Origin of the sequence: Butyrivibrio sp. M55 (assembly GCF_900116865.1) — a bacterium.
Taxonomy (GTDB): domain Bacteria; phylum Bacillota; class Clostridia; order Lachnospirales; family Lachnospiraceae; genus Butyrivibrio.
Genome location: NZ_FPCD01000015.1, coordinates 25,782 through 47,198, shown reverse-complemented (window position 1 = coordinate 47,198; position 21,417 = coordinate 25,782). Strand labels below are relative to the sequence as shown.

Below are 21,417 nucleotides of genomic sequence, written 5' to 3'. Positions count from 1 at the left end.
GTAGAAATCACTCTTTATTTGCACTGTAATTTTCACTCAACAGACTCATGCACTCAGCTTCGAATTTTTCTGCATCGGCCTTTTTCCTTTTTATAGCTTCAAGTATAATCTCATCTTCTTCAGGAATTATTACTTCATATGCTTGGTTTTTGTAGTACTCTATCATCGTTTCCAATTCTTCTTTTGAGTACTTACAAGGTGTTCCTTCTTCAAGAATTTTTTTTAAATCGTTGCTAGTCTTCATGAGCACATCATGCTTACAGCCAACAGACATTAGTTGAATCATAAGATCACCATAATCTTTAGTAACCAAAGTCCTCATTTTATCTAATTTTGCATCTTCTTTTATAAAATCAATATTTCCCATAAAGTTGACTCCTTAAATATCAAATCCACTAATTCCACGTATCATCTTCGTAATAGTACCAGTTATCGCATATTTTTTCTGTTCGATATTTATGTCTATAACCTTCCGTAGTGCCATCATACTCATAAGTATCTCCAATTCCTTCTTTAGGTGTTCCATATTCCATGAGAAGATCATCGGGAGAGTAGTATATGCCACATGAATAATTGCCATTTTTGTTTTTTAAAAGAATGGATACATAATCTTTATAATCAAGATGGTTTTTTCCAACAAAAATATCTTGAACTTTTAAATCAAAATACAGTTTATTAGAATTGATACCGCTTGGTAATGAGTTTTGGTTATAGTATATTTCTACTGTTTTTTCTTGTTTGGCAAGAAGCTGCTCAGCTATACTAGTTAAATATTGATTATTCTCTTCTACGTATTGTTTGACTTCTGACAATTTCACAAAATGCACTTGCCGATAAACGAAGAAAACAATAAATAAAATAGCAATAACGATAACGCTTATTTTTATTATACTTTTAGGAGTTCTCTTGGCATTAATTATCATCTGGGAAGCCTTCCTTTCTCCATTTTATTCCAAGCCCAATTGACTCATGATCTTCAGGCATGTCACCATAATCAGGTAATGTATACATATATGGTATATCACTCGGATTACGTCTTTTAGTTTGAACTAAAGCTCCTCCTGAATATAATGCAAAATCAGAATAATATTTTGCGCCTATATATGAATAAGTCACATTACCAAGTGTTGCAGCATCCATGACCTGTCCATGATAAATAAAATAGGCATTATCTCCTTCTGGGAATGGAACATCTGGGAATGCCTTACTCCATTTTTCTGGTTGTTTTATATCCATATCACCGCCAGTTTTTACTTTATTATAAAACACAGTGGTAAAGACTGCTTCTCCAGCAATAGTTGCACCAGTTATCGGATTAGGATCTCCCGGATCTAGTTTGTCAAAGTACTTTTCTTGCTCAGCTAGCCATTTATCAACCATCTCGGTGTAGTCAGGGAAGTTTGCATCAGGAGTATTTAACGCCTGTAGTTCTGCAAGAGTTTTTCCGGTGTTCTGAGAACGATTATACTCGTATTCAGCATCATAATTCTTTTTGGCTTTTTCTTTTCCTTTTTTCAAAAATTTTTCCATTTGTTCTTGAGCATATCTATTACCAAATGGAATATTAGCAGATGCAACAGATAAATTATTTGCTGCACATTTCTCCAACGTAATATCTTGAGACCCCTGCTTAGCTCCAAGAGCAGCAGCGGCTCCAATTGCTCCAACGCTTGCACCAAGTGCCACAAGCTCAATAGAGTTCTTTGCTATATCAGGTTGATAAACAGTCATGCTATCAAGCGAATTAGCGGTTGCTCTAAGCTTATTCTGCATGTTCTTTTCTTCATCATAGAATCCCGTTCTATCAACATCATCAGAGCTCCATTTATCAAACTCCAATAACTTGTTTATACATTTATCAAGAAAGCCTCCGCTGTAGCAGAAATCTTCAAATGCGCATATCGCATTAGCGAAATCCGGCGTTTCAAAATCTGCGAATTCGCCAAATTCATTATCAAGTTCCTGTGCCAAATTCATTATCTTTCTTCCATGATAATCCATAGATTCAGCCATTCCTTGATAATCGCTTCTTACCTTCTTTAAAACAGACATCTTTATTCTTGCTTTAGGAGATGAGTCCACAGTATCTCTGAAGTTATTATCTATATCGCAATATTTTTTGTATATAGCACGCTGAAGTTCATATTTATTACTGAGAAATTTTTGATGAGCTGAAATATACAGCTTTGTCTTATCTGCGGTATCTCCTACATATGTATCATTATGGCAATATCTATCATAAACAGAATTAAGCAACTCAGCCTTGGAGTTGTACGCTTTAAGCGTATAGAACAGATCTTCAATGAATTCATTTGTCTTTTCGGCATCATATCCTAAATATTCTGACATGTCATTTAAAACTAACATATTTTAATACCCCTTACATATTTTCTGAACAGAGCCTTGCTTCAAGCTCGCTGATTTCATCTTCACATTCTCTTATCAGTTCATACAGTTTTTCTATAGCTTCTTGTATCTTTGATAAAAGTGTGTTTGTGCCGCGTAATCCGATAGATATTTTGTTATCTATATCGGACTGAATATCTTTGGCTTCTTGATGAAGACTACCTCTCCATTCATCGACATTACTCATATCATAAGCTCTGTTTGGCTTAAGTACATCACTCTCTATAATAGCCTGTTCTTGTCGTATCGTCTCAGCTGCGGATTCGAGTTTGGCAATTTTGCTCTTATAGCGAGATATACGATGTTTGAGCTCACTTATTTCTGACATGGTCCCCATTACTTTTTACCACCTCCAAGATTTCCTTTATTTACACTAAGACTTTCGCTCATCGCATTATCAACTGCAATCATACCGTCACGAATCTTAAGAAGCGCATTAGGTAACGAACCAGATGCGACTGTATTATATAAAAAATCGGTACGGTACATCTCTTCTAAGATGTTATACATTTTGCATCCGCCGGTTATTCCGCACATCGCTTCTGCTTTTTCAAGCGATGAATCTTTAAGTTTCAATTCAGACGCAGCGCCTCTTATATCTTCAACGATACCGGTAAATATGCCGGTATCCATAAATACTTTTTTATCAGACATTTTTACTCCTACATTAAAATATTATGTAACATTTTGGTAACATTCTATCACTCGTTTAGATCTTTATCAATGTAAAATCGGAAAAAATCATGGTTTCTCTCTATCTTTGAAATTTCTACAGTGAATTTGAGCTGTCCTTGCCCACTATATAGGTTGCTATATCTTTTCTGTGTTGTTATAATTACTTCGTTGGGAACAGTATAGAGCTTTATTAAAACAAAGAAAGGTATATGCAATGGCTTATTATTCTGAATCGTCAAAGAAGGCTACCTTAAAATACATAAAAGACAAGCTAAAACAGATAAACGTGCGCTTTCCTAAAAAAGAATATGAACAGCTTATAAAGCCGCTTATTGATAGATCAGGTATACCTATAACCACCTATATAAAAGTAGCTTTGAAAGAAAAACTACAACGGGACTTTCCCGGTGAAGTGCCAGACAATGCAATAACTGATACAGATAATAACTAAACACGATAGCTCTGAAAGCCAAAACAAAGGAGAAGTATGGACGAACTTGTAAGATACGTAAAAACAGAAGATTTTGTTGGAGATGTTTGTCAGATCATTGAAGGTGCGCAAAAATACGCTTACCGTTTGGTTGATACAACACTTGTGCTCCGCAACTGGTTTATTGGTAAAAGGATATCGGAGGAAGAGTTAAACGGTAGTGATCGAGCTGACTATGGAAAAAAGACCGTAAACTCCTTGGCGAAAAATCTCACCGAAAAATATGGAAAAGGCTATACCAAAAGAGCGCTTTACCAATATTTAGAATTCTACCGGAAATTTCCGCAGATTGTGTACTCAGGAGGTACAAAATCTGATGCATCTGAGATTGTGTACTCAGCAAGTACACAATCGGGTTTACTTTCTTGGACGCACTATAGAGTTCTTTTACAAGTAACTGACGAGAATGCTCGTTTGTGGTATGCAAAAGAAGCACTTGAGCAGACTTGGAGTGTGAAAACACTGCAACGGAATGTATCAAGCCAATACTACTACAGGCTATTAAAGACACAGGATAAAGATAGTGTAGAACAGGAGATGAAACAATTAACCACACCTCTTCAGGATAAGCTTGAATTCATAAAAAACCCAGTCATAGCAGAATTTCTTGGCATGCAGCAGAATGACTCCTATCTTGAATCAGACCTTGAAAAGTGCATAATTGATAATCTGTCGCAGTTTCTTATGGAACTGGGTAAAGGCTATGCTTTTGTAGCAAGGCAACAGCATATCCATACCGAAAAAGAAGATTACTACATTGATTTGGTATTTTACAACTACATCCTTAAATGCTTTGTATTAATCGACTTAAAGACCAAAAAAATCACTCATCAGGACGTCGGACAGATGGATATGTATATTCGTATGTATGATGAAATAAAGAAAGCACCTGATGATAATCCTACTTTGGGAATAATCCTTTGTTCTGATACTGATGAAGATATCGCAAGGTATTCCATACTGCATGACAACGAGCAACTATTTGCTTCAAAATATAAACTTTACCTTCCGTCAGAAGAAGAACTTCGTGCAGAAATAGAAGCTCAAAAACAGTTCTATTATTTGCAAAAATCTGAAGATTAAAACACTCGTCATATTGATATTTATAAAGAAAGTGGTGTGTAAAATCAATCATCAAACACACCACTTCGATTTACTAACGCAATAAAGTGTTCTGCTATCAAACACACTGAAACTTAAATTCCCATAAATACATATGGAGTTTTAGATAGGACTGCATATGCATCTACCTTTAAAAAATTTTTTCACAAAATATGACATTATCAAGAATAGTGGCTTAGTCGGTTGTTACCATATATAAGCACCCATATTATATACACGGATTCCTTTTAATCCACTTTTGTACATGATTGATGGCGACACTATTAGCAGTAATAAGCAGCTAATTGCAGAGATATATTCTTTTATGCGTGAAAATGAGGTAGAAGATGATTGGATAAGCTAATCCTTGCCAAGCTGCCATATATCATGGGCTTTTATCATATCCTGAGCTTCCTGTATGGAGCGAGGATGAACCCTTGGCTGGATATGAAAAGGATCCATATCGTTGTGCTTGTGGCTTATCACAATACTTTTACCATAAGGATTTTCCGTGGATGTGATATCCCAAGTATGCCCGGTATTTTTGCTTTTTAATGTAATGTGATAGCAGGTTTCACTAATAACCTGGAAATATTCCCGATCTATGCAATTGAGATCTTTTCTATCAAACATTCTTCTTCCCTGTACTTTTTGACGGTGATTTTAAATTGCTATTCGCCACTTGCAGTTACGTGTTTCGAAATACAAGCGAACCCTCTTCTTAGAGTTCAAGACTACTACTATGCATTCAAATATATAGGTACTGCTGGACACATAGAGATTGTCCGGAGTAGTATATGGCCCAGGATGTGAGATATTCCGATAGCCTTTTATCGTATAATTTTCATATTCTCCATCTTCGTTCATAAGCCGGAACCGTATAGGAATGATTTCTCCATTATACTTGTGCTGGCAAATGACGTCTACAGCATCAATTACTTTACTCATATAGAACCTCACTAAAAGAACTAATGTTCGGTAGTTAAATAATACACCTTCAAAATAAATGTTTCAAATATAAATATTACATTTGAAAGGTTAAAAGAGAAATTTCTTCGTTTGTGCCCGAGAAATTCTATCGTTGCCGCTTAAAAAATGTTGTATTTTCAATACACTTATTGTATAATAAATTCAACGTCAAACATATTAAGTTAAATCATAAGAGTCATGGCATTCTGTCATGGCTCTTTTTGACGTTTTCAGATAGATTCCCCTAAGTTCCGCCAGAAGTGGCGTTTATATAGATAGTAAGCATAAGAAGGGAAAGCAATATTAACCCTGTAAATTATATGAAGTATGAATAGTCCTTTTAATAGCTAAATCCTTTTCACAGCTTTGATATGAAAAAAAGCATTTTAAATAGGACCGGAAAAAGAAAGTGAGGGAAAAGATTATGACAAATATCAAATACGATTTATTCAAAGAGAAGTTTGAAGCAGACTTAAAGGCCAAGCTTAATGAGCAGGGCGCTGACGTAACGGTTTCAGTCAACACCGTAAACAAGCTCAATGAGAGTTACGAGGCTGTAACGGTAACGCCGAAGGGCAGCAATATCGGAGTGAACATCAGGATTGACAATTTTTACAATGCGATGGAAAATGGCAGATCTTACGATGAAGTCGTAGATAAGGCCGTAGAGGATGTGAAAAGCGGTATTACCCAGAGACCTTTCTTCGATATCGACTCCTTATCTGATTACTCTCAGATGAAAGAAAAGCTCTCGATCGAAGTAGTTTCGGCAGAATCAAATAAGGAGATGCTTGAAACTGTACCTCATCAGAATATTGAGGACATGGCGGTTGTTTACCGCTTCGTTCTGAATTCAGATGACGAGGGCAGCGCTTCCATCCTGGTAACAAACCAGCTACTTGAAAAAATGGGTGTTACTCCCGAACAGCTCCACGCTGATGCGATGGAAAATGCGCCTCAGACCAAGCCCATTGAGATCAAGGGCATTAGTGAATTCATGGCCGATATGATGGGCGTTGAGCATGCTGAGATGATGGGGCTTTCTCCTGTAGCTTCTGAAGATGAAAAGATGTTCGTTGCAACGGTACCCGATAAGGTGCATGGTGCCGGTGTTCTTGCTTATCCTGATTTCATGGATCAAGCAACAAAAAAAGTCGGGGGGGGGTTCTATATCCTTCCGAGTTCAATCCACGAACTTTTGATTGTTCCTGATAACGGAGAGATGAAACTGAAAGATCTTGAGGCTATGGTAAAGGAAGTCAATGCAACTCAGGTTGCTCCCGAGGATAAGCTTACCGACAATGTTTACCATTATGACAGTCAGGCAAAGATCTTCGAACTTGGCGAAAAGTTCATGGCGCGTCAGGCTGGATAAAGGATATTTGTACTATAACGATTAAATAATGCAAATAAGTAAGTGAGAGATCCCACGGTGCTTCTTTAGCCGTGGGATTATCTTAAAGAGGTATAACAATGAAAAAAAAATATAGAGTATGGGCAAAGATGACATCTTATTCTTATCTTGATGTTGAAGCTGAATCCGAAGATGAGGCAATAAACATCGCGAACGAGACTGACGGCGGAGAATTTATACCAACAACCTCAGAAGACTCTGCCGGCGACTGGAAAATCTTACCGGATGTCAAGGAAGTTAATGAATAACCCTATTTTATAAAAAGAAAGGAATCTAAAATGGTAAAAGAAGTACATGGGAATCTTTTGATGCAACCCGTAGACATCATAGCTCACCAGACAAATTGCACTGGTGTTATGGGAGCGGGGATTGCTTTGCAGATAAAGAAATCCCTTTTAACTTCAGAGGAATATAACAAGTACGTGAATATCTGCAAACAGCGGGGAGCTGGGCTTCTTGGTAAAACACAGCTCCTTAAAACACCGGACGGTAGAATAATCGCTAACTGCTTTGGTGAAAATATTCCTACTGGAAAAGGCAAAGACACTGATTATGATGCTTTGAAGCATGCAGTTACTATAATCCGCGACTATGCGAAAGAAAGAGGGCTTACAGTAGGAGTTCCAGGACTCATGGGATGTGGCCTTGCAGGAGGTGACTGGCATATCGTAAAGGATATGCTATATAAACTTTTTGGAACTGAAGATGATCCTGAACTTATCATCTGTTATTTTGACAAGGATGAATTCTATAAGAACAATCCAGACAAAAAGTCAAAACAGCTTCATACAGAACGCGGACTTGTATGCATAGAAAGAACTTTCAAGTCAAAGGAAGAAGCTTCTGCGGAAGGATATTCTTACTCATTCTATTCTTCAAAACTTGATAAAGCCCTCTTCTCTAAGCCATTAGATGACAGAGGCTTATATCATTCCTTTGCGATAGTAGAGACAGCATAAAAAGTAACAATCAGTCTAAAAGAGCTGCTCTCCGAGAGTAATCGGAGGCAGCTTTTTAATTGCCAGATATTATTCTGGCTTATTTGTTGTGGGGAAATGTCATTACTAATTCCGGCTGTTGGCTATTAAAAGTATAAACAGTCTATAGAAAGTTTGTAACTGTCATTTAAAAATCCATATCTGCCGATAAGAGAATATCTCTGTCTACTTTTATTCCGTTACACTCTAAAAACTGTCAAAAAAGTCCTTGACTTTCTCGAACCAGTTTAAAACCTGGCACCTGCATTAAATGCTTTAGTTCGTATAAGGATTATTTTAAGAACCGAAAAAGTATGATAAAATCAGTGTGCAAGAATATGAAGCATAATATACGAACTTACCTATACGCAAAATACGAACTTTTTATGGAGTTTTAGATGGCTAATAAGACAACAGTTGCTCTAACTAAAGAACAATATGATGAAATTATAGATACTATGAGAAATGGCGGTAGTTATTTTCGAAAGAATGATCGTATTGCAACCGCACTAGTCCTAGAAGCTAATCTTGGACTAAGAATTGAAGACATTTTAAATTTAAAACTCAATGATATCATCATGGATGGTGACAGATACAGATTGAATATCACAGAAAAGAAAACAAGTAAAAAAAGAACCTTCACAGTACCACTCCCTATATATCAGTACATAAAACTTTATGTTATGGAAAATGGAATTAAAGCTAATGAAAAAATATTCCCTATTGGAGAAAGAGCCGTTCAAAAATATCTTAAAATCGTAGCAGATTATTTAGGATTTGAAAATATAGGGACACATAGCTTCAGAAAATTCTATGCCACAGATATCTACAACAATAATAATTACAACATAGTCCTCGTCCAACAGCTCTTGCAGCACAGTTCCGTAGCAACTACCCAGAGATATATAGGCATTACATCTCAGATGCAGGAGGAAGCTATCCTTGGGCATATGGTGCTCCGCTGATTATATCTTGCTATCTAACTACGCTTATGGTAAAATATCGATAACGTCAAATAAATAATCGTAAAACTTTAAGAGTCATGGCTATAAAAGCCGTGGCTCTTTTTTACGTTAATCACAGATTTTCTTAAAATTCCGCCCGTTCAGGGCGATTACATAGATCACTATAAAAAAATTCATATTGGAGGTATAAACCTATTGGTAGAGGAAAAGTATCTAATCATGGTTGACTCATTAGACAACCACAACAAGTTTTATCGTATGATTCCACTTCCTAATGGCAGATTCAGAGTTGAATATGGAAGAATTGGAGCTAATGCCCAGTCAAGAGAATATGACCAACAGTTTTTCTATGATAAGTATCAAGAAAAAATCAAAAAAGGGTATACAGATCAGACTGATCTTCACACATCAGCTAAAACCATAATTACAGCACAATCCAAGTATAGAGACATCGGCAACAATGAGATACGAATTCTCATAGACAAGATGCTCGTTTGGGCTGACCGAGTAATCAAAAAGAATTACACAGTCAGTGCTGACCAGGTTAATCAGGATGCTATCGATAAAGCTCAAAGTATTTTAAATGCTATGACTACTGCAAGTAGTCTCTCTCAATTCAACAGATACTTAAATGAGCTGTTCCTTGTAATCCCGAGGCAGATGAAAAACGTGTATGAAATGTCTGCTAAGAGCCCATCCGAGTTCTCAGAAATCATTACAAGAGAACAGGCGCTCCTTGATGCGATTGCAGGTAAAGCCTCAAAGACAAAGCCTGACATCAAGTCGATAAAGTCCGGTAATCCTCAGGGAATGACAATCCTTGAAGCAAACGGGCTTTCAATCAGACCGTGTAATCAGAAAGAAAAGGATATGGTTAAGTCGCACCTTGATCCAGAGACAGCGGATAGATTCATTAACTGTTATCATGTAGAGAATGAATCCACACGTAAGAAATTTGACGCTTACTGCAAGAAATACAATATTGGCAAGAGCGGAATCAAATTCTACTATCACGGGAGCAGAAATGCTAACTACTGGAACATTTTAAAGCAGGGGCTTATGATACGGCCTACTCAGAAAGTAACAAGAAGTGGATCCATGTTTGGCTCAGGTCTTTATTTTGCCCCCAGTGCCAAAAAAAGCATGGGCTACACAGACTCAGGATTCTGGGCGCAAAGATTTGGAAGTACACCGCACAACAGCAACACTGTACTTCTTACCGTTTTTAAAGTTGCTATGGGAAAGGAAATGCATATCTCATGCGCTAACCCTTCTCTTAATGAGAATAATATCAGAGCAAAGGGATATGATTCGGTATTTGCACACGCCGGAATACAACTTCGAAATGATGAATGCATTATCTACAATAATGACGCATGCACCATCTGCTACATTATTGAGCTAAAAAACTGATTAATATTCTCTGTGGCTTTATCCCATAGAGATATTTATTAAGGAGGAAAAATATGAACTACTATACATCTGATCTACACTTTGAATGTCAGGAAATCTTTGATAGAACAAACCGTCCTTTCAAAGATCTTGATGAAATGAAGGACGTAATCATAAGAAATATAAATGAGACTGTATCGCCTAACGATACGCTATATATTCTCGGAGATATTGCCTGTGCAGATTATGATCCTACAATCGAACTTAAGGAAATGAACTGTGCAAAAGTACTCATAAAAGGAAATCATGATGCAAGGTGGATGCACCATCGCCACTTCAGACATCAGTTCGAAGAAATACACAGTATAAAAGCTGTAAGAGAAAATGATACAAAAATTGTTCTTTGTCACTACCCTCTAGCTGAGTGGGATGGATACTGGAAGGGGTACTGGCATTTCTACGGACACATCCATAACTCAACCGAAGGTGCAAGCCTTATAATGAGCAAAATCAAAAGAACTGTAAATGTAGGTGTTGATGTCAATGAATTTAAGCCAAAGACAGCAGCAGAACTTATGAACATAAGAAAGGATTAACACGAATTCCCCGTAGACGGGGTTCCTGTAGCGCTGCCGGGCGTCATTTTAAAATGTGCGCCCAACCAGCGCACGTTTTAAGACAGATGGGATGGAGTAAGGGTTGTTCCTTACATAAATCAGCTTAAAAACAGGGTAAAACATCATAACTACGAATTGCGGAGCCGGGTACTGCGACGAGGGCGTGCCAAAGATACCGATTACAAGGTAAGTAATGAGATTATGGTAGGTTAGCCGAAGGATAAACTCGGGGTTCCAATTAGAAAACAGCATTATATGTTGCCACACGTATACGGGTAGTTCCGTGTAGTGTGGATGATGTTAAGAACTTATGAAGATCTAAAAATCTTAAAGCACCCATCAATGGATGAATTCATGCTACTTGATAGGTTGCAAAAGATTGAAAGCGTAGTTAAAAGCTACGGCGAGGATAAATTCGCCATATCTTTTTCAGGCGGCAAGGATTCAACAGTTCTTTCAGCACTTATTGACCTTGCACTTCCAGGAAACAAGATACCGAGAGTTTATGTGAATACCGGAATCGAGCTTAACATGATAAGGGATTTTGTTTTTGACCTGCAGAAAAAAGATAACAGAATCGAGATCATAGAGCCCCAAGTTCCCATTAAGCCAATGCTTGAAAGAGATGGATATCCCTTTAAATCCAAAAAACATGCTCATCATGTTGAAAGATACAATCGCATAGGAATGTGTCCTTCAGTTGAACATTATCTTGGCAAGAGCGGTGATTGGGGTCCAAAACAGCGTTGTCCCAAGAAGCTTGAATATCAGTTCAGGCCGGAATTTTCTGAAAAACTCATCATCTCAGACCTCTGCTGTGTAAATATGAAGGAAGAGCCTTTGAAAAAATGGGGTAGTGAACATGGCAGACCAATCGCAATAGATGGGATAATGAAAGATGAAGGCGGCCGAAGAGAAAATGCCGTATGTCTTGCATTTAAAGGAAATAATCTTGAGAAGTTTCAGCCCATGAGCGTAGTAACTAAAAAATGGGAGGCATGGTTCATAACGGAGTTTCAGGTTGAAATCTGTCCTATATACCTTCCACCTTACAACTTCAAAAGAACCGGATGCAAAGGATGTCCGTTTGCACCTACCCTTCAGAAAGAACTTGATACTCTTGAAATGTATTTTCCTAATGAAAAAAAGCAATGCGAACTTATCTGGGCGCCGGTCTATAAAGAATACAGAAGACTTGGTTATCGCTTAAGGAAGCCTCAAAAGATAGCTTTTTCTGAAGAGGAAGAGAGAACCTGCGATGCAAGACAACTTGAACTATCAGAATTTATGCAGGTAATGCAAATGTAGTATTGTAAAATAATTCTACTCATAGTAAAATTATAACAACGTCAAATACATATAGTAAAATCATTAAAGAGTCATAGCAAAAAGCTGTGGCTCTTTTTTTGACGTTTTTATATAGATTTCCCTAAGTTACGTCCTATGGGCGATTACATAGATAATTAAAAACAAAATGGAGGAGAAATAATGACAATAAAAACTTATGCAGCTGATGATTCAGCACAGACAACACTCACACAGGAGCTTGCAGAAGCTAATAAAGCATATCGTAACTCAGGGATCACTCTTATGAGTGATCTTGAATATGATAAGAAGCTTGAAAAGCTTGTAGCTCTCGAAGAAAAGAATGGCTTTAAGTATGATATCAGTCCTACTGATAAGGTTGGAGCTGAGGTTGTATCAGCACTTAAGAAAGTAACTCACGAATTTCCTGCACTTTCACTTGATAAGGTAAAATACAAAGACAGAGAAGACCTTATTAAGTGGCTTATAAACGGCAGAGACAACGCTATCGTTACTTGGAAGAATGACGGTCTTACCGTCTGTGCAACCTATGATGATGGTAAGCTTGTACAGGCTGCTACAAGAGGAGACGGGAAAGTAGGAAGCGACATTACTCACAATGCTATGTACTTCAAAGGGCTTCCTACAGAGATTGCATATAAAGGTCATCTCGTTGTAAGAGGCGAAGCAGTAATGAAGACCACCGAGTTTGAGCGTGTAAATGCTCTCTCAGGTGGTATTTATGAAAACCCTCGCAACCTTGCATCTGCAACCATTCAGATGCTGGATGCCAATGAGTCTAAAAAGCGTGAGATTAACTTCATTGCTTTTGAGCTTGTTAATCCAATTCCAGAGGAAGGATATGTAGAAAACATAGGTGATGAAGTATTCAACTTACAGTACATGCAGGACAGGCTCAATTTCCTTGAGCATCTTGGATTTGCAGTAGTTGAGTACGAATGCACCGACTCAATGGATATCCTTGCAAAGATTGAAGAGTGGAAGGATGCTATTAAAACCCTTGATTATCCTACAGACGGCCTAGTTATTTCATATAACGATATGGTATTTGGGATGAATCTTGGAGCCACAGGACATCATTTCAGACATTCAATTGCCTTAAAATGGTCAGATGAAACCGCAGAAACCACAATCCGTGATATTGAGTGGAGCGTAGGTAAGACAGGACTCATCACTCCTGTTGTAATCTTTGATGATGTTCGACTTGGTCTTGGTTCTAATGTTACAAGAGCTTCGCTGCACAACCTTTCGATCATGAAGAATATGCCAGTTACAGGGATGAATGTAAAAGGCCCTCTTGCAATTGGAAGTAAAGTACAAGTATATCTTGCAAATATGATAATCCCACAGGTGGCCTCATATACTTCCATGACTGGAAAAGAAGAGGATATAGAAATTCCTTCTGTATGCCCTGTTTGTGGAAAGCCAACAAGGATTGAGAATTGTAACGGTATTGAAACGCTTCACTGCGACAATCCAGACTGTGCAGCTCAACAGATTGGAAAACTAATGAATACTTTTTCAAAGGATGGATTATTTATTAAGGGCTTGGGCGAAAGCCAGATTGAAGATCTGATAAATGAAGGATTGGTTAATTCGTCCCCATCTAGTTTTTACGAACTTGCAAAGGCTTGGAAAGCGTTTAAGAACAATCCTTTAAGAAATGAATCAGAGCCAGGATATAAGGCTTATCTGTCTCTCATGCAAAAAGACGGATGGGGAAAAAAGAAATGGGAAAACCTCATGGCTGCTATTGAACAGTCAAAGAACACCACTTTACAGAAATTCCTTTATAGCCTCAATGTTCCCCTTCTTGGAAATGACCTTTCGAAAAAACTGTCAAAGCTTTGGAATGACGATATTGATGCTTTCAAAGCATTTGTAGACTCGTTTGCAGGAAATTACGATGATGATTATTCCCGTGATGATGCAGCTTATTTTGAAGGAGTTTATGAAACAGAATACAAAAAACTGTGTGAGATTGATGGTATTGGTAATGAAAAGGCTCAGAACATTATCAACTGGGTTGATGAGATCACAGCTCATCGTGAAAAGTACGAAGATTTTGTATCACTTATAAATGAGCTGAATTTCCCAGAACCTAAGACAGAGTCTTCTGATAACAGCCTTGACGGGCTTACCTTTGTTATCACCGGTTCTGTATATGAGTATAAGAACAGAGCTGAATTCAAGGCATCAGTTGAAGCAAGAGGCGGCAAGGTTGCAGGCTCCGTGTCTGCAAAGACATCATTCCTTGTAAACAATGACATAGCCTCCACTTCCGGAAAAAACGCCAAGGCCAAGGAGCTGAATATCCCCATCATTTCAGAGGAGGAGTTTATTTCACGCTTTGGAAAGTAATCTCTAAGGAGAAAAATGAACAGTTACTATAATACAAAAGGAGTTAGGGAAATATGTCATGATGTTAAGAATACTTTTTCAAACAAAGATGCGATCCTGACTATGACAGAATACTTCTTAAGCCTTAATATCATTAATGAGTCATGCATCATTATTCCTGCACCACAGCACTACGGATATGCCGATTATACTTTGAAAATCGCAGAACTTGTAGCAAAAATAACAGGAGCAAAGATCCTAGATATCCTAAAATGCAGACCACGGGATATGTTGTATAATCTTAAAAAGCAAGGAAAAAGAAGTGATGCAGGGCTTTACTTATCAGAAGATATTAAAATATCAGGAAAGTTTTTCTTTCTCGACAACGTGATAAGTACTGGAAAGACCTTCAGCGAAGCTTGCAACGTAACAAAGTTAAATCTCACCGCTTTGATTTACGCGGAAGATGAAACAGAGCATAGCAATAATACTTATGGTCAGTTCAGCCTTCAATACGAGAATTTTTAGTTGTTCACAAACTACACTTATGGTAAAATAGACATAACGTAAAATTATATATGTGAAAACAAACGAGTTAAAGCCTAGTGCTTTGGCTCGTTTTTTGTTGTATGAAGCTTTAAAAATTCCCGTCCAATAGGGCGTTAACATAGATAACTATAAACAAAGATTTGATTCCCATTACGGGTAGCCAAAGAAAGGAACAGGTATGATAGGACAGATAACCATAAACGATTTTCTTTCAGAAAATGCACGTCTTACTTTCGTAGATAAGTCCCATGTAGGAAAAATAATCCCTTTCCAGAAGCTTAAGAACTATATCGGGAAAAGAGTTATCATCGAAAGCAAAACACAAGGCTATAACACCGATGTTCCAAAGAGTTGGTATAAGGTCGTAATCATAAAGGATTACTGTAAAGACGCAGATCTTACCTATAAGCTCAATAAAACAACCGGCGAATATGTTCCTGATTTTTCATATGATAAAGTCATATTTTCAGATGACAAGAAAAAAGCTCATAGAGGGAATATGTCAACGCGAGAGATAGACTGCACAAACGGGCGCTACAAACCTTTCGGGGGCTTTGCTAAATATGCAGGTTGTTTTTATGAATACAAAGCAATCTGAGAATTTATGAAATTTTGCAGATCAACATTATTGATGCAGCAAATGAGAAAGGAAAAATTAGAGTGAAGATTAAATATTCAAAAAGAGGACTCACTTTTTCGTTTAAGGAGAATGACCACTTCCATGCCGGAGATCATTACAGATATGTAATTGACAGCAAGGCTTCAGAAGTCCACATTATACCAGATAAAAACGGTAAGTATAAATTTTCAAAAAAGGGTGCAGAGCAGAAACCTCTTGTAGACCTTAGAAACGAAGAAATAAGAGAAGCTATGTCAATGGCAAGGTATATGGAAGTTGAGATAAGCGACAATAAGATTATCGTCCATATTATCAAAACCAACGTAAATGTCGATACCATGACAGATGTAGAACTTACAGACCTTTTGGATAAGGCAGATAAGACTACTTTTTCAATCGACAAGGAAATCCTTACAAAGAACCATGAAGCTCTTTCTGAGATGCTAACTGCATCAGGTTTTTTCTCTGATAAAGTTATAGATGACATCTCTTATATCTTTGACACAGTGTCTCTCTTTAGCGGCGCCGGGCTTCTTGATTATCCATTCAAGAAGGATGATTCCTTTGATATAAAATTTGCTATCGACTTTAATAAGTCAGCTTGTTTAACTTACAAAAAAAATATCGGAGATCATATAATCTGTATGGATATGAGAGATTTGGATACGGAAGATGTACCTGAAGCAGACCTCATAATAGGCGGGCCATGCTGCCAAGGATATAGCAACAGTAATAGGGCTGGCAACACCGAACAGGATATCAAAAAGAGACTCTTAATTGATGACTATATAAGAGTTGTTAAAGCAAAAAAGCCTATAATGTTCGTTATAGAAAATGTCAAACAGTTCATCACTAAAGAAAAAGGCAAACATCTTGAGAAAGTCTTTTCTGAGTTATCAACTGACTATAACATTACCTACTCAGTAGTAAATGATGTTAAGGTTGGAGGATATTCAAAGAGAGAGAGAATGGTCTTGATCGGCTCTATTAAGGCAATGGGGAAAGTAATTATCCCTGACGTAGAACTTGCGCTTCATAAGACCGCTGGAGACGCCCTGAAAAAAGTAACTCCTGACTGGTTTAATTATGAAGATATCACCAAGGCTTCTGCTGAAACCGTAAAAAAGATGGCTCAAGTCCGTCCGGGGCATAATTATAAGGATATAAAAGAAATGAAAGACCTTGACAGACATTCAGATGTTTATAGAAGGCTTTCTGCTGATGAACCATCCGTTACGATAAACAATTGGAGAAAAATCAATCTTATGCCACCAAGCGGTAACAGGATCCTTTCTGTTTCAGAAGCTGCTGCAATAATGGGGCTTGATAAAAACTTTAAATTTTATGGTTCTTTAAATGATCGTCAGCAACAGGTCGCAAACGGCGTAACACAGGCTATTGCCTCATTCATAAAGAGCATAGTTAAAAACGCTCTATACAAATATATAAATGGTATATTGATTCAGGATGTTGCGGTTGCCTAACTTTTTATTCAACGCCAACTTAACACCGCTCTTTAGAAGTAGAGATTTTGTTTGTTCATAAAGTGATATTGCTTTATCATTACTCCAATGGTAAAATATCTATAACGTCAAACAAAACGAGTAAAATCATAAGAGTCATGGCATTTTGTCATGGCTCTTTTTGACGTTTCATATAGATTTTCTTTATTTTCCGCCGATTCCGGCGTTTACATATATCACTATTAAACCAAAGAAACATCGCTGTAGGGCGGTAGGGCTCGCCACAAAAGTAATACAATGTCGAGCTTTGCGCCGCCATTGTATTTCGGCATGTTTCTTTTTAAATTAGGAGGATGCAATCATGGAACAGGAAAAGATTTATCTTCACGATTACGAGGAAAAGCTACTTGATACAAGAGAAGACCTCCAAGAGTACCTTGACCACATCAAGGCAACCGATAAGTGGGTAACACCTACTGTCAATGAATGTCAGGTGCTTGGCCTTGACTTACAGACTAATGTTGAAGAAGTCCTTAAGATCAACAAAGTATCAATTTCCAATGACGATGTAATGGCAACAATAGAGAATGAGAATCACTTCTCCCTCTACGTTAACAACCTTTTTGGGAATCTGGTACATCCCGTAAGATATACTGCATTCCCTGATATCGAGGCAAGAGCAGGTCTTTATGGAAGAGCGATTGAAAATTCTATTGAAAAGCAGGACATCCAGGTACTTCCTGTAAGGATCAAGGCTTTCTGGCTTTCACAGTGCTTTGCACTTAATGCAGAGCTTTGCAAGATCCTTATAAGAGACGGAAAAGTCTCAAGTATGAAGTCAAAAAAATATCAGCCTTTCATGCAGTGGGATGTAATTTCTCATACAGAAAATAGACTTTCTTCTATTTTCCCTGAGTATGAGTTCAGTGCTGGTCGTGTATCACATGAAGGGCTTGTTGTTGAGTATAAGCTTAACGCAAAAATGATGGAAGATGGGTTTGCTAATACCCTTTCCCAGTTTGGATTTGGTTTAACAGCAGCTGATATCAATACAAGACTCATTGTATCAACATCTGACATTGGAAGTAGTTGCGTTTCCGCTTCACCTATCATGGAAGTACAGGGGGTTCCAATGCGACTTGGCAAACGTATTGAACTTCGCCATGACGTAGGAAATACCCTTGAGATGTGGGAGGAAGTTCTCACAAATATAGCAGTCTCTCTTCAGGAAGCGGAAGATAAAGTAGAAGAGCTCGGCAACATAAGTATCGTAAACGCTCAGAGCGTCTTTGAAACAATGGCAGAAGAGCTCAAGATTCCTAAAAAGATCTCTCAGAATATTCAGTTCATTGCCACATCTGCCATTGATATTTATCTCGCACTTAACCAATGCGTAGATGATATGGCAGGAGACCTTAACCTTTCTCAGATGATCGACTTACGGGAGAAGGTTGCTAGATACTTATATGTAGATTATGAAGCGTATGACAGGAGGGTTGGCGTATGACAGTCGGAAGAGATGACTTGGAAACACGTTACAATCAGCTTAAATCTTTAAAGGCCGAGATTTCGGCTTCTAAAGATAAACTTGAGAGAAACCGTGTAGCCATAGAAGTTGATGGGAAAATACCTGATAACTATAAGCGTGCTTTCAACGAGCTTACTGCATCCATTAAGACTATGGAAGATCAATATGACGAGCTCATCGTGGACGTGGCTCCTATAGAGGAAGAATACGTACTCTCAGTTATATCCGGTAATCTTTTGTTTTTTAATGATGAAGAAGGTAAGCGTTTTGTAAAGAAAGCCTATGCTCTGAAACAGACAAGACTTGATCTTATCCGCCTGTCAGAGAATTCATTTGATATTGATGCATTAGATGACATTCTTATGGGCCTAAGAACTAAGTTTGTTTCTGAAGAGTTCGATAACTACACAAAATATGCACAGGAGAAGAACAATATAATTTTTTCAAATGTTGCATAAGGAGGAATAAACATGGCGATACCTAAAATTGTTTTTCAATCAGTTAAGTTTGACAAAAAGATCTACTATACCAGATACATCACAACTCCAAAGAACGGGGATGTAACCGTTTCCTATCAGTCATTTGAAGACGTGCTCATTGCCAATGACAGCTATGTGTCAGAAAAAGCACAGGCTATCGACGATGACATATTCTACTATGTAGATGATAATGCATTCTTCTCAATGAACGATAAGGATCTTGCAATTCTTGTAGATAAGGAGGTGGCTTGATGGTAGAGTTTTATCAGACTGTTATTGGAAAGCGTTTTTCCATGTCTCAGCTCCCAGAGCTGATCAAAAGTGTGAACCGTTTGGCAGATGCCATAGAAAAGGCAACTAATCTTTCACAAGCAAACGGAAAGGTGGTGATCGCATCTACAGCTAACGCTGATAGGTGCGAATAAGCCATATTAAAAATTAAATAGGTACGCCCGACACGCACAGGGGCATTTAACTGACACTCCCGTGCGTGGGCGAGTGTCTTTTTTAATATGGGAAAATATTATGGCAAAATATGTAGTAGGTTTCGCAGTAGAAGCAAGAGCTTATGTTGAAGTAGACGCTGATAATCTCAAAGAAGCAAAAGAGAGAGCTGAATACTTATATCCCAATGTAGAATTAGAAGTTAATGATCATAAGTACCTTTATACTCAGGACATTGATGGAAATTTTATTGAGGAGGCCTAAGTATGAGCAGAGACTTTTCGCCAAGAGAATGCTGGTTCGTCAACAAGCAGTCAGGATGCGATGCATTCCTTCAGAATATTACTTATTCATATGCCGGCAAGAAATGGGATATGTACACTGAAGAAGAACTTGCAGACCGCAAAGCGCATAGGACTCTTGCCATTCTTGGAGCAGATATATATATAAAGATCAAAGAAAAGCTTTCTACAGAACAGTTTGAGGCTTTGAATATGACTCTGACAACGCTTGTAGAAGCTGATGAAAACAATAAAAGTATTCCTGAAATTCCAGAGGAGATCATTAATTGGTATTTTAATAAGAACGATCACTATTACCACGAACCAAACGACTATGAGTTTCTTGATTATCTTGAAAAATCATATAAATAAATTAAAGCTGTTCTTTTCCTATATGGGGAAAGAACAGTTTTTTTTACGTACAAACATGTATACAGACATTTTGCGTAATAGTTGTATTGCATTAATTATCCATATAGTGTACACTGTAAGTGTATTGATCAATAATATATAAAAGGAAATAATAACCTGAGTACTCCCTACATGATTTGAGCTTTTGAGGAAAAGTTATAACTACTTTATCTGTCACAGCAAAGGCCGCAATATTAAGGAGAAAAAAGAATGAGAAAGAAGCTATTCTTACCCATAATTCTAGTGGTGATACTTACCTGCGGGTGCTCTACCGAGAAAATTGCACAGGCTATCGACGAAGATCTTGGAACAAACTCAAAAAACATTGGTTCTAATATAGATAAAAAGACCAATGAAATCACGGAAAAATACAATAAAGGGATAGAAGATGGCAACACAAAGGAAGTTGCAAAAGATGTTACCAACTACCTGATCGACAAAGCTGCCGAATTAGCCGAAAATGCTGTATCTACGGGCAACTCTAAAAAAACTGCTGAGGTCAAAGAAAAGTCCAACCTTGAAAAGATGGCTCTTGTAAGCGTCACAGATGGAGATACTATAGTTGCTCTTGGAGAAGACGGTTTTGAATATCGGATAAGACTTATTGGAATAGACACTCCTGAATCTGTAAACACTAATATAAGCAAAAACAACGAATATGGCAAAGAAGCAAGTGCATACACTAAAGAACTTTTAAAGGATGTAGATACGATCTATATCGAAACAGATAAGGAGATGTACGATAAGTATTCAAGACTTCTTGCTTATGTATGGCTCCGTGATGATGCATCAGACCTGAATTTCATGGTCAATGCCATAATCGCCAAAAACGGCTACTGCAAACAAATGACCATAGAACCTAATCTAAAATATGCCTCGGAATTTAAAGCTCTTATTGATGAAGCAAAAGAGAATAATACAGGTCTTTGGCAATATGATGGATATAGAGCACTTGTTGATGAGGAGTAATA

General features: G+C 37.6%; 26 protein-coding genes. 20 read left to right on the top strand and 6 right to left on the bottom strand.

The window, feature by feature from the left end; all coding sequences use genetic code 11:
- Positions 1–7: 7 nt before the first annotated feature.
- The 5 genes from BM398_RS13705 to BM398_RS13685 are packed head-to-tail and all read right to left on the bottom strand — an operon-like array spanning position 8 to position 3,060.
- Positions 8–367, bottom strand: a complete 360-nt coding sequence (locus BM398_RS13705; protein WP_092338332.1) for a hypothetical protein — start codon at positions 365–367, stop codon at positions 8–10.
- 28 nt (positions 368–395) lie between these two features.
- The gene (locus tag BM398_RS13700) at positions 396–923 is read right to left on the bottom strand and encodes a hypothetical protein (protein WP_092338330.1); all 528 of its coding nucleotides are present in this window, start codon (positions 921–923) and stop codon (positions 396–398) included.
- Positions 913–2,367 carry a polymorphic toxin type 44 domain-containing protein gene (locus BM398_RS13695; protein WP_092338328.1) on the bottom strand — a complete coding sequence of 485 codons (1,455 nt, stop codon included), beginning with the start codon at positions 2,365–2,367 and terminating at the stop codon, positions 913–915. The genes BM398_RS13700 and BM398_RS13695 overlap by 11 nt, the downstream gene beginning before the upstream one ends.
- A 13-nt stretch (positions 2,368–2,380) precedes the next feature.
- Positions 2,381–2,743, bottom strand: a complete 363-nt coding sequence (locus BM398_RS13690; protein ID WP_092338326.1) for a YwqH-like family protein — start codon at positions 2,741–2,743, stop codon at positions 2,381–2,383.
- Complete coding sequence (locus BM398_RS13685) at positions 2,743–3,060, bottom strand: hypothetical protein (protein ID WP_092338324.1); 318 nt, start codon at positions 3,058–3,060, stop codon at positions 2,743–2,745. The genes BM398_RS13690 and BM398_RS13685 overlap by 1 nt, the downstream gene beginning before the upstream one ends.
- Positions 3,061–3,295: 235 nt before the next feature.
- On the opposite strand from BM398_RS13685, the gene BM398_RS13680 reads away from it, so the two are divergent.
- The gene (locus BM398_RS13680) at positions 3,296–3,532 is read left to right on the top strand and encodes a hypothetical protein (RefSeq protein WP_092338322.1); all 237 of its coding nucleotides are present in this window, start codon (positions 3,296–3,298) and stop codon (positions 3,530–3,532) included.
- Between the two features lie 36 nt (positions 3,533–3,568).
- Positions 3,569–4,654: a PDDEXK nuclease domain-containing protein gene (locus tag BM398_RS13675; RefSeq protein ID WP_092338320.1), complete on the top strand. Its 1,086-nt coding sequence runs from the start codon at positions 3,569–3,571 to the stop codon at positions 4,652–4,654.
- A 378-nt stretch (positions 4,655–5,032) separates the two neighbouring features.
- Here BM398_RS13675 and BM398_RS13670 read toward each other — a convergent pair whose 3' ends face one another.
- Positions 5,033–5,305: a hypothetical protein gene (locus tag BM398_RS13670; RefSeq protein WP_092338317.1), complete on the bottom strand. Its 273-nt coding sequence runs from the start codon at positions 5,303–5,305 to the stop codon at positions 5,033–5,035.
- 760 nt (positions 5,306–6,065) lie between these two features.
- Here BM398_RS13670 and BM398_RS13660 point away from each other — a divergent pair.
- The 18 genes from BM398_RS13660 (at position 6,066) to BM398_RS13580 (ending at position 21,415) form a co-directional block, all read left to right on the top strand.
- Complete coding sequence (locus BM398_RS13660) at positions 6,066–7,016, top strand: DUF5688 family protein (protein WP_092338313.1); 951 nt, start codon at positions 6,066–6,068, stop codon at positions 7,014–7,016.
- A gap of 98 nt (positions 7,017–7,114) precedes the next feature.
- Positions 7,115–7,303: a hypothetical protein gene (locus tag BM398_RS13655; protein ID WP_092338311.1), complete on the top strand. Its 189-nt coding sequence runs from the start codon at positions 7,115–7,117 to the stop codon at positions 7,301–7,303.
- 30 nt (positions 7,304–7,333) lie between these two features.
- Positions 7,334–8,014, top strand: coding sequence for a macro domain-containing protein (locus BM398_RS13650; protein WP_092338309.1), 681 nt, complete (start codon positions 7,334–7,336; stop codon positions 8,012–8,014).
- A 416-nt stretch (positions 8,015–8,430) separates the two neighbouring features.
- A complete protein-coding gene (locus BM398_RS13645) occupies positions 8,431–8,997 on the top strand; it encodes a tyrosine-type recombinase/integrase (RefSeq protein ID WP_092338307.1) in 567 nt (188 codons plus the stop codon).
- 195 nt (positions 8,998–9,192) lie between these two features.
- Positions 9,193–10,410, top strand: a complete 1,218-nt coding sequence (locus BM398_RS13640) for a WGR domain-containing protein (protein ID WP_092338305.1) — start codon at positions 9,193–9,195, stop codon at positions 10,408–10,410.
- Positions 10,411–10,463: 53 nt separating this feature from the next.
- A complete protein-coding gene (locus BM398_RS13635) occupies positions 10,464–10,985 on the top strand; it encodes a metallophosphoesterase family protein (RefSeq protein ID WP_092338303.1) in 522 nt (173 codons plus the stop codon).
- A gap of 315 nt (positions 10,986–11,300) precedes the next feature.
- Positions 11,301–12,314: a phosphoadenosine phosphosulfate reductase domain-containing protein gene (locus BM398_RS13630; RefSeq protein WP_242949821.1), complete on the top strand. Its 1,014-nt coding sequence runs from the start codon at positions 11,301–11,303 to the stop codon at positions 12,312–12,314.
- Between the two features lie 180 nt (positions 12,315–12,494).
- The gene (gene ligA, locus BM398_RS13625) at positions 12,495–14,693 is read left to right on the top strand and encodes an NAD-dependent DNA ligase LigA (RefSeq protein WP_092338301.1); all 2,199 of its coding nucleotides are present in this window, start codon (positions 12,495–12,497) and stop codon (positions 14,691–14,693) included.
- Positions 14,694–14,708: 15 nt separating this feature from the next.
- Positions 14,709–15,200 (top strand): hypothetical protein, encoded by a 492-nt coding sequence (locus tag BM398_RS13620; protein ID WP_092338299.1) that lies wholly within the window; start codon positions 14,709–14,711, stop codon positions 15,198–15,200.
- Positions 15,201–15,399: 199 nt separating this feature from the next.
- Positions 15,400–15,819 (top strand): hypothetical protein, encoded by a 420-nt coding sequence (locus BM398_RS13615; RefSeq protein ID WP_092338297.1) that lies wholly within the window; start codon positions 15,400–15,402, stop codon positions 15,817–15,819.
- A gap of 62 nt (positions 15,820–15,881) precedes the next feature.
- The gene (locus tag BM398_RS13610) at positions 15,882–17,324 is read left to right on the top strand and encodes a DNA cytosine methyltransferase (RefSeq protein WP_139233829.1); all 1,443 of its coding nucleotides are present in this window, start codon (positions 15,882–15,884) and stop codon (positions 17,322–17,324) included.
- 340 nt (positions 17,325–17,664) lie between these two features.
- Entirely contained in the window at positions 17,665–18,810 is a 1,146-nt protein-coding gene (locus BM398_RS13605; RefSeq protein ID WP_092338293.1) for a hypothetical protein, read from the top strand.
- Positions 18,807–19,289: a hypothetical protein gene (locus BM398_RS13600; protein ID WP_092338291.1), complete on the top strand. Its 483-nt coding sequence runs from the start codon at positions 18,807–18,809 to the stop codon at positions 19,287–19,289. Before BM398_RS13605 ends, BM398_RS13600 begins: the two co-directional genes overlap by 4 nt.
- 12 nt (positions 19,290–19,301) lie before the next feature.
- On the top strand, positions 19,302–19,562 hold the full coding sequence (locus BM398_RS13595; protein WP_092338289.1) for a hypothetical protein: 261 nt from the start codon (positions 19,302–19,304) through the stop codon (positions 19,560–19,562).
- A complete protein-coding gene (locus BM398_RS17205; protein WP_175531956.1) occupies positions 19,562–19,735 on the top strand; it encodes a hypothetical protein in 174 nt (57 codons plus the stop codon). The genes BM398_RS13595 and BM398_RS17205 overlap by 1 nt, the downstream gene beginning before the upstream one ends.
- A gap of 100 nt (positions 19,736–19,835) precedes the next feature.
- Entirely contained in the window at positions 19,836–20,018 is a 183-nt protein-coding gene (locus BM398_RS13590; protein ID WP_092338287.1) for a hypothetical protein, read from the top strand.
- A gap of 2 nt (positions 20,019–20,020) precedes the next feature.
- Positions 20,021–20,407 (top strand): hypothetical protein, encoded by a 387-nt coding sequence (locus BM398_RS13585; protein ID WP_092338285.1) that lies wholly within the window; start codon positions 20,021–20,023, stop codon positions 20,405–20,407.
- 249 nt (positions 20,408–20,656) lie between these two features.
- Entirely contained in the window at positions 20,657–21,415 is a 759-nt protein-coding gene (locus BM398_RS13580) for a thermonuclease family protein (protein ID WP_092338283.1), read from the top strand.
- Positions 21,416–21,417 lie beyond the last annotated feature (2 nt).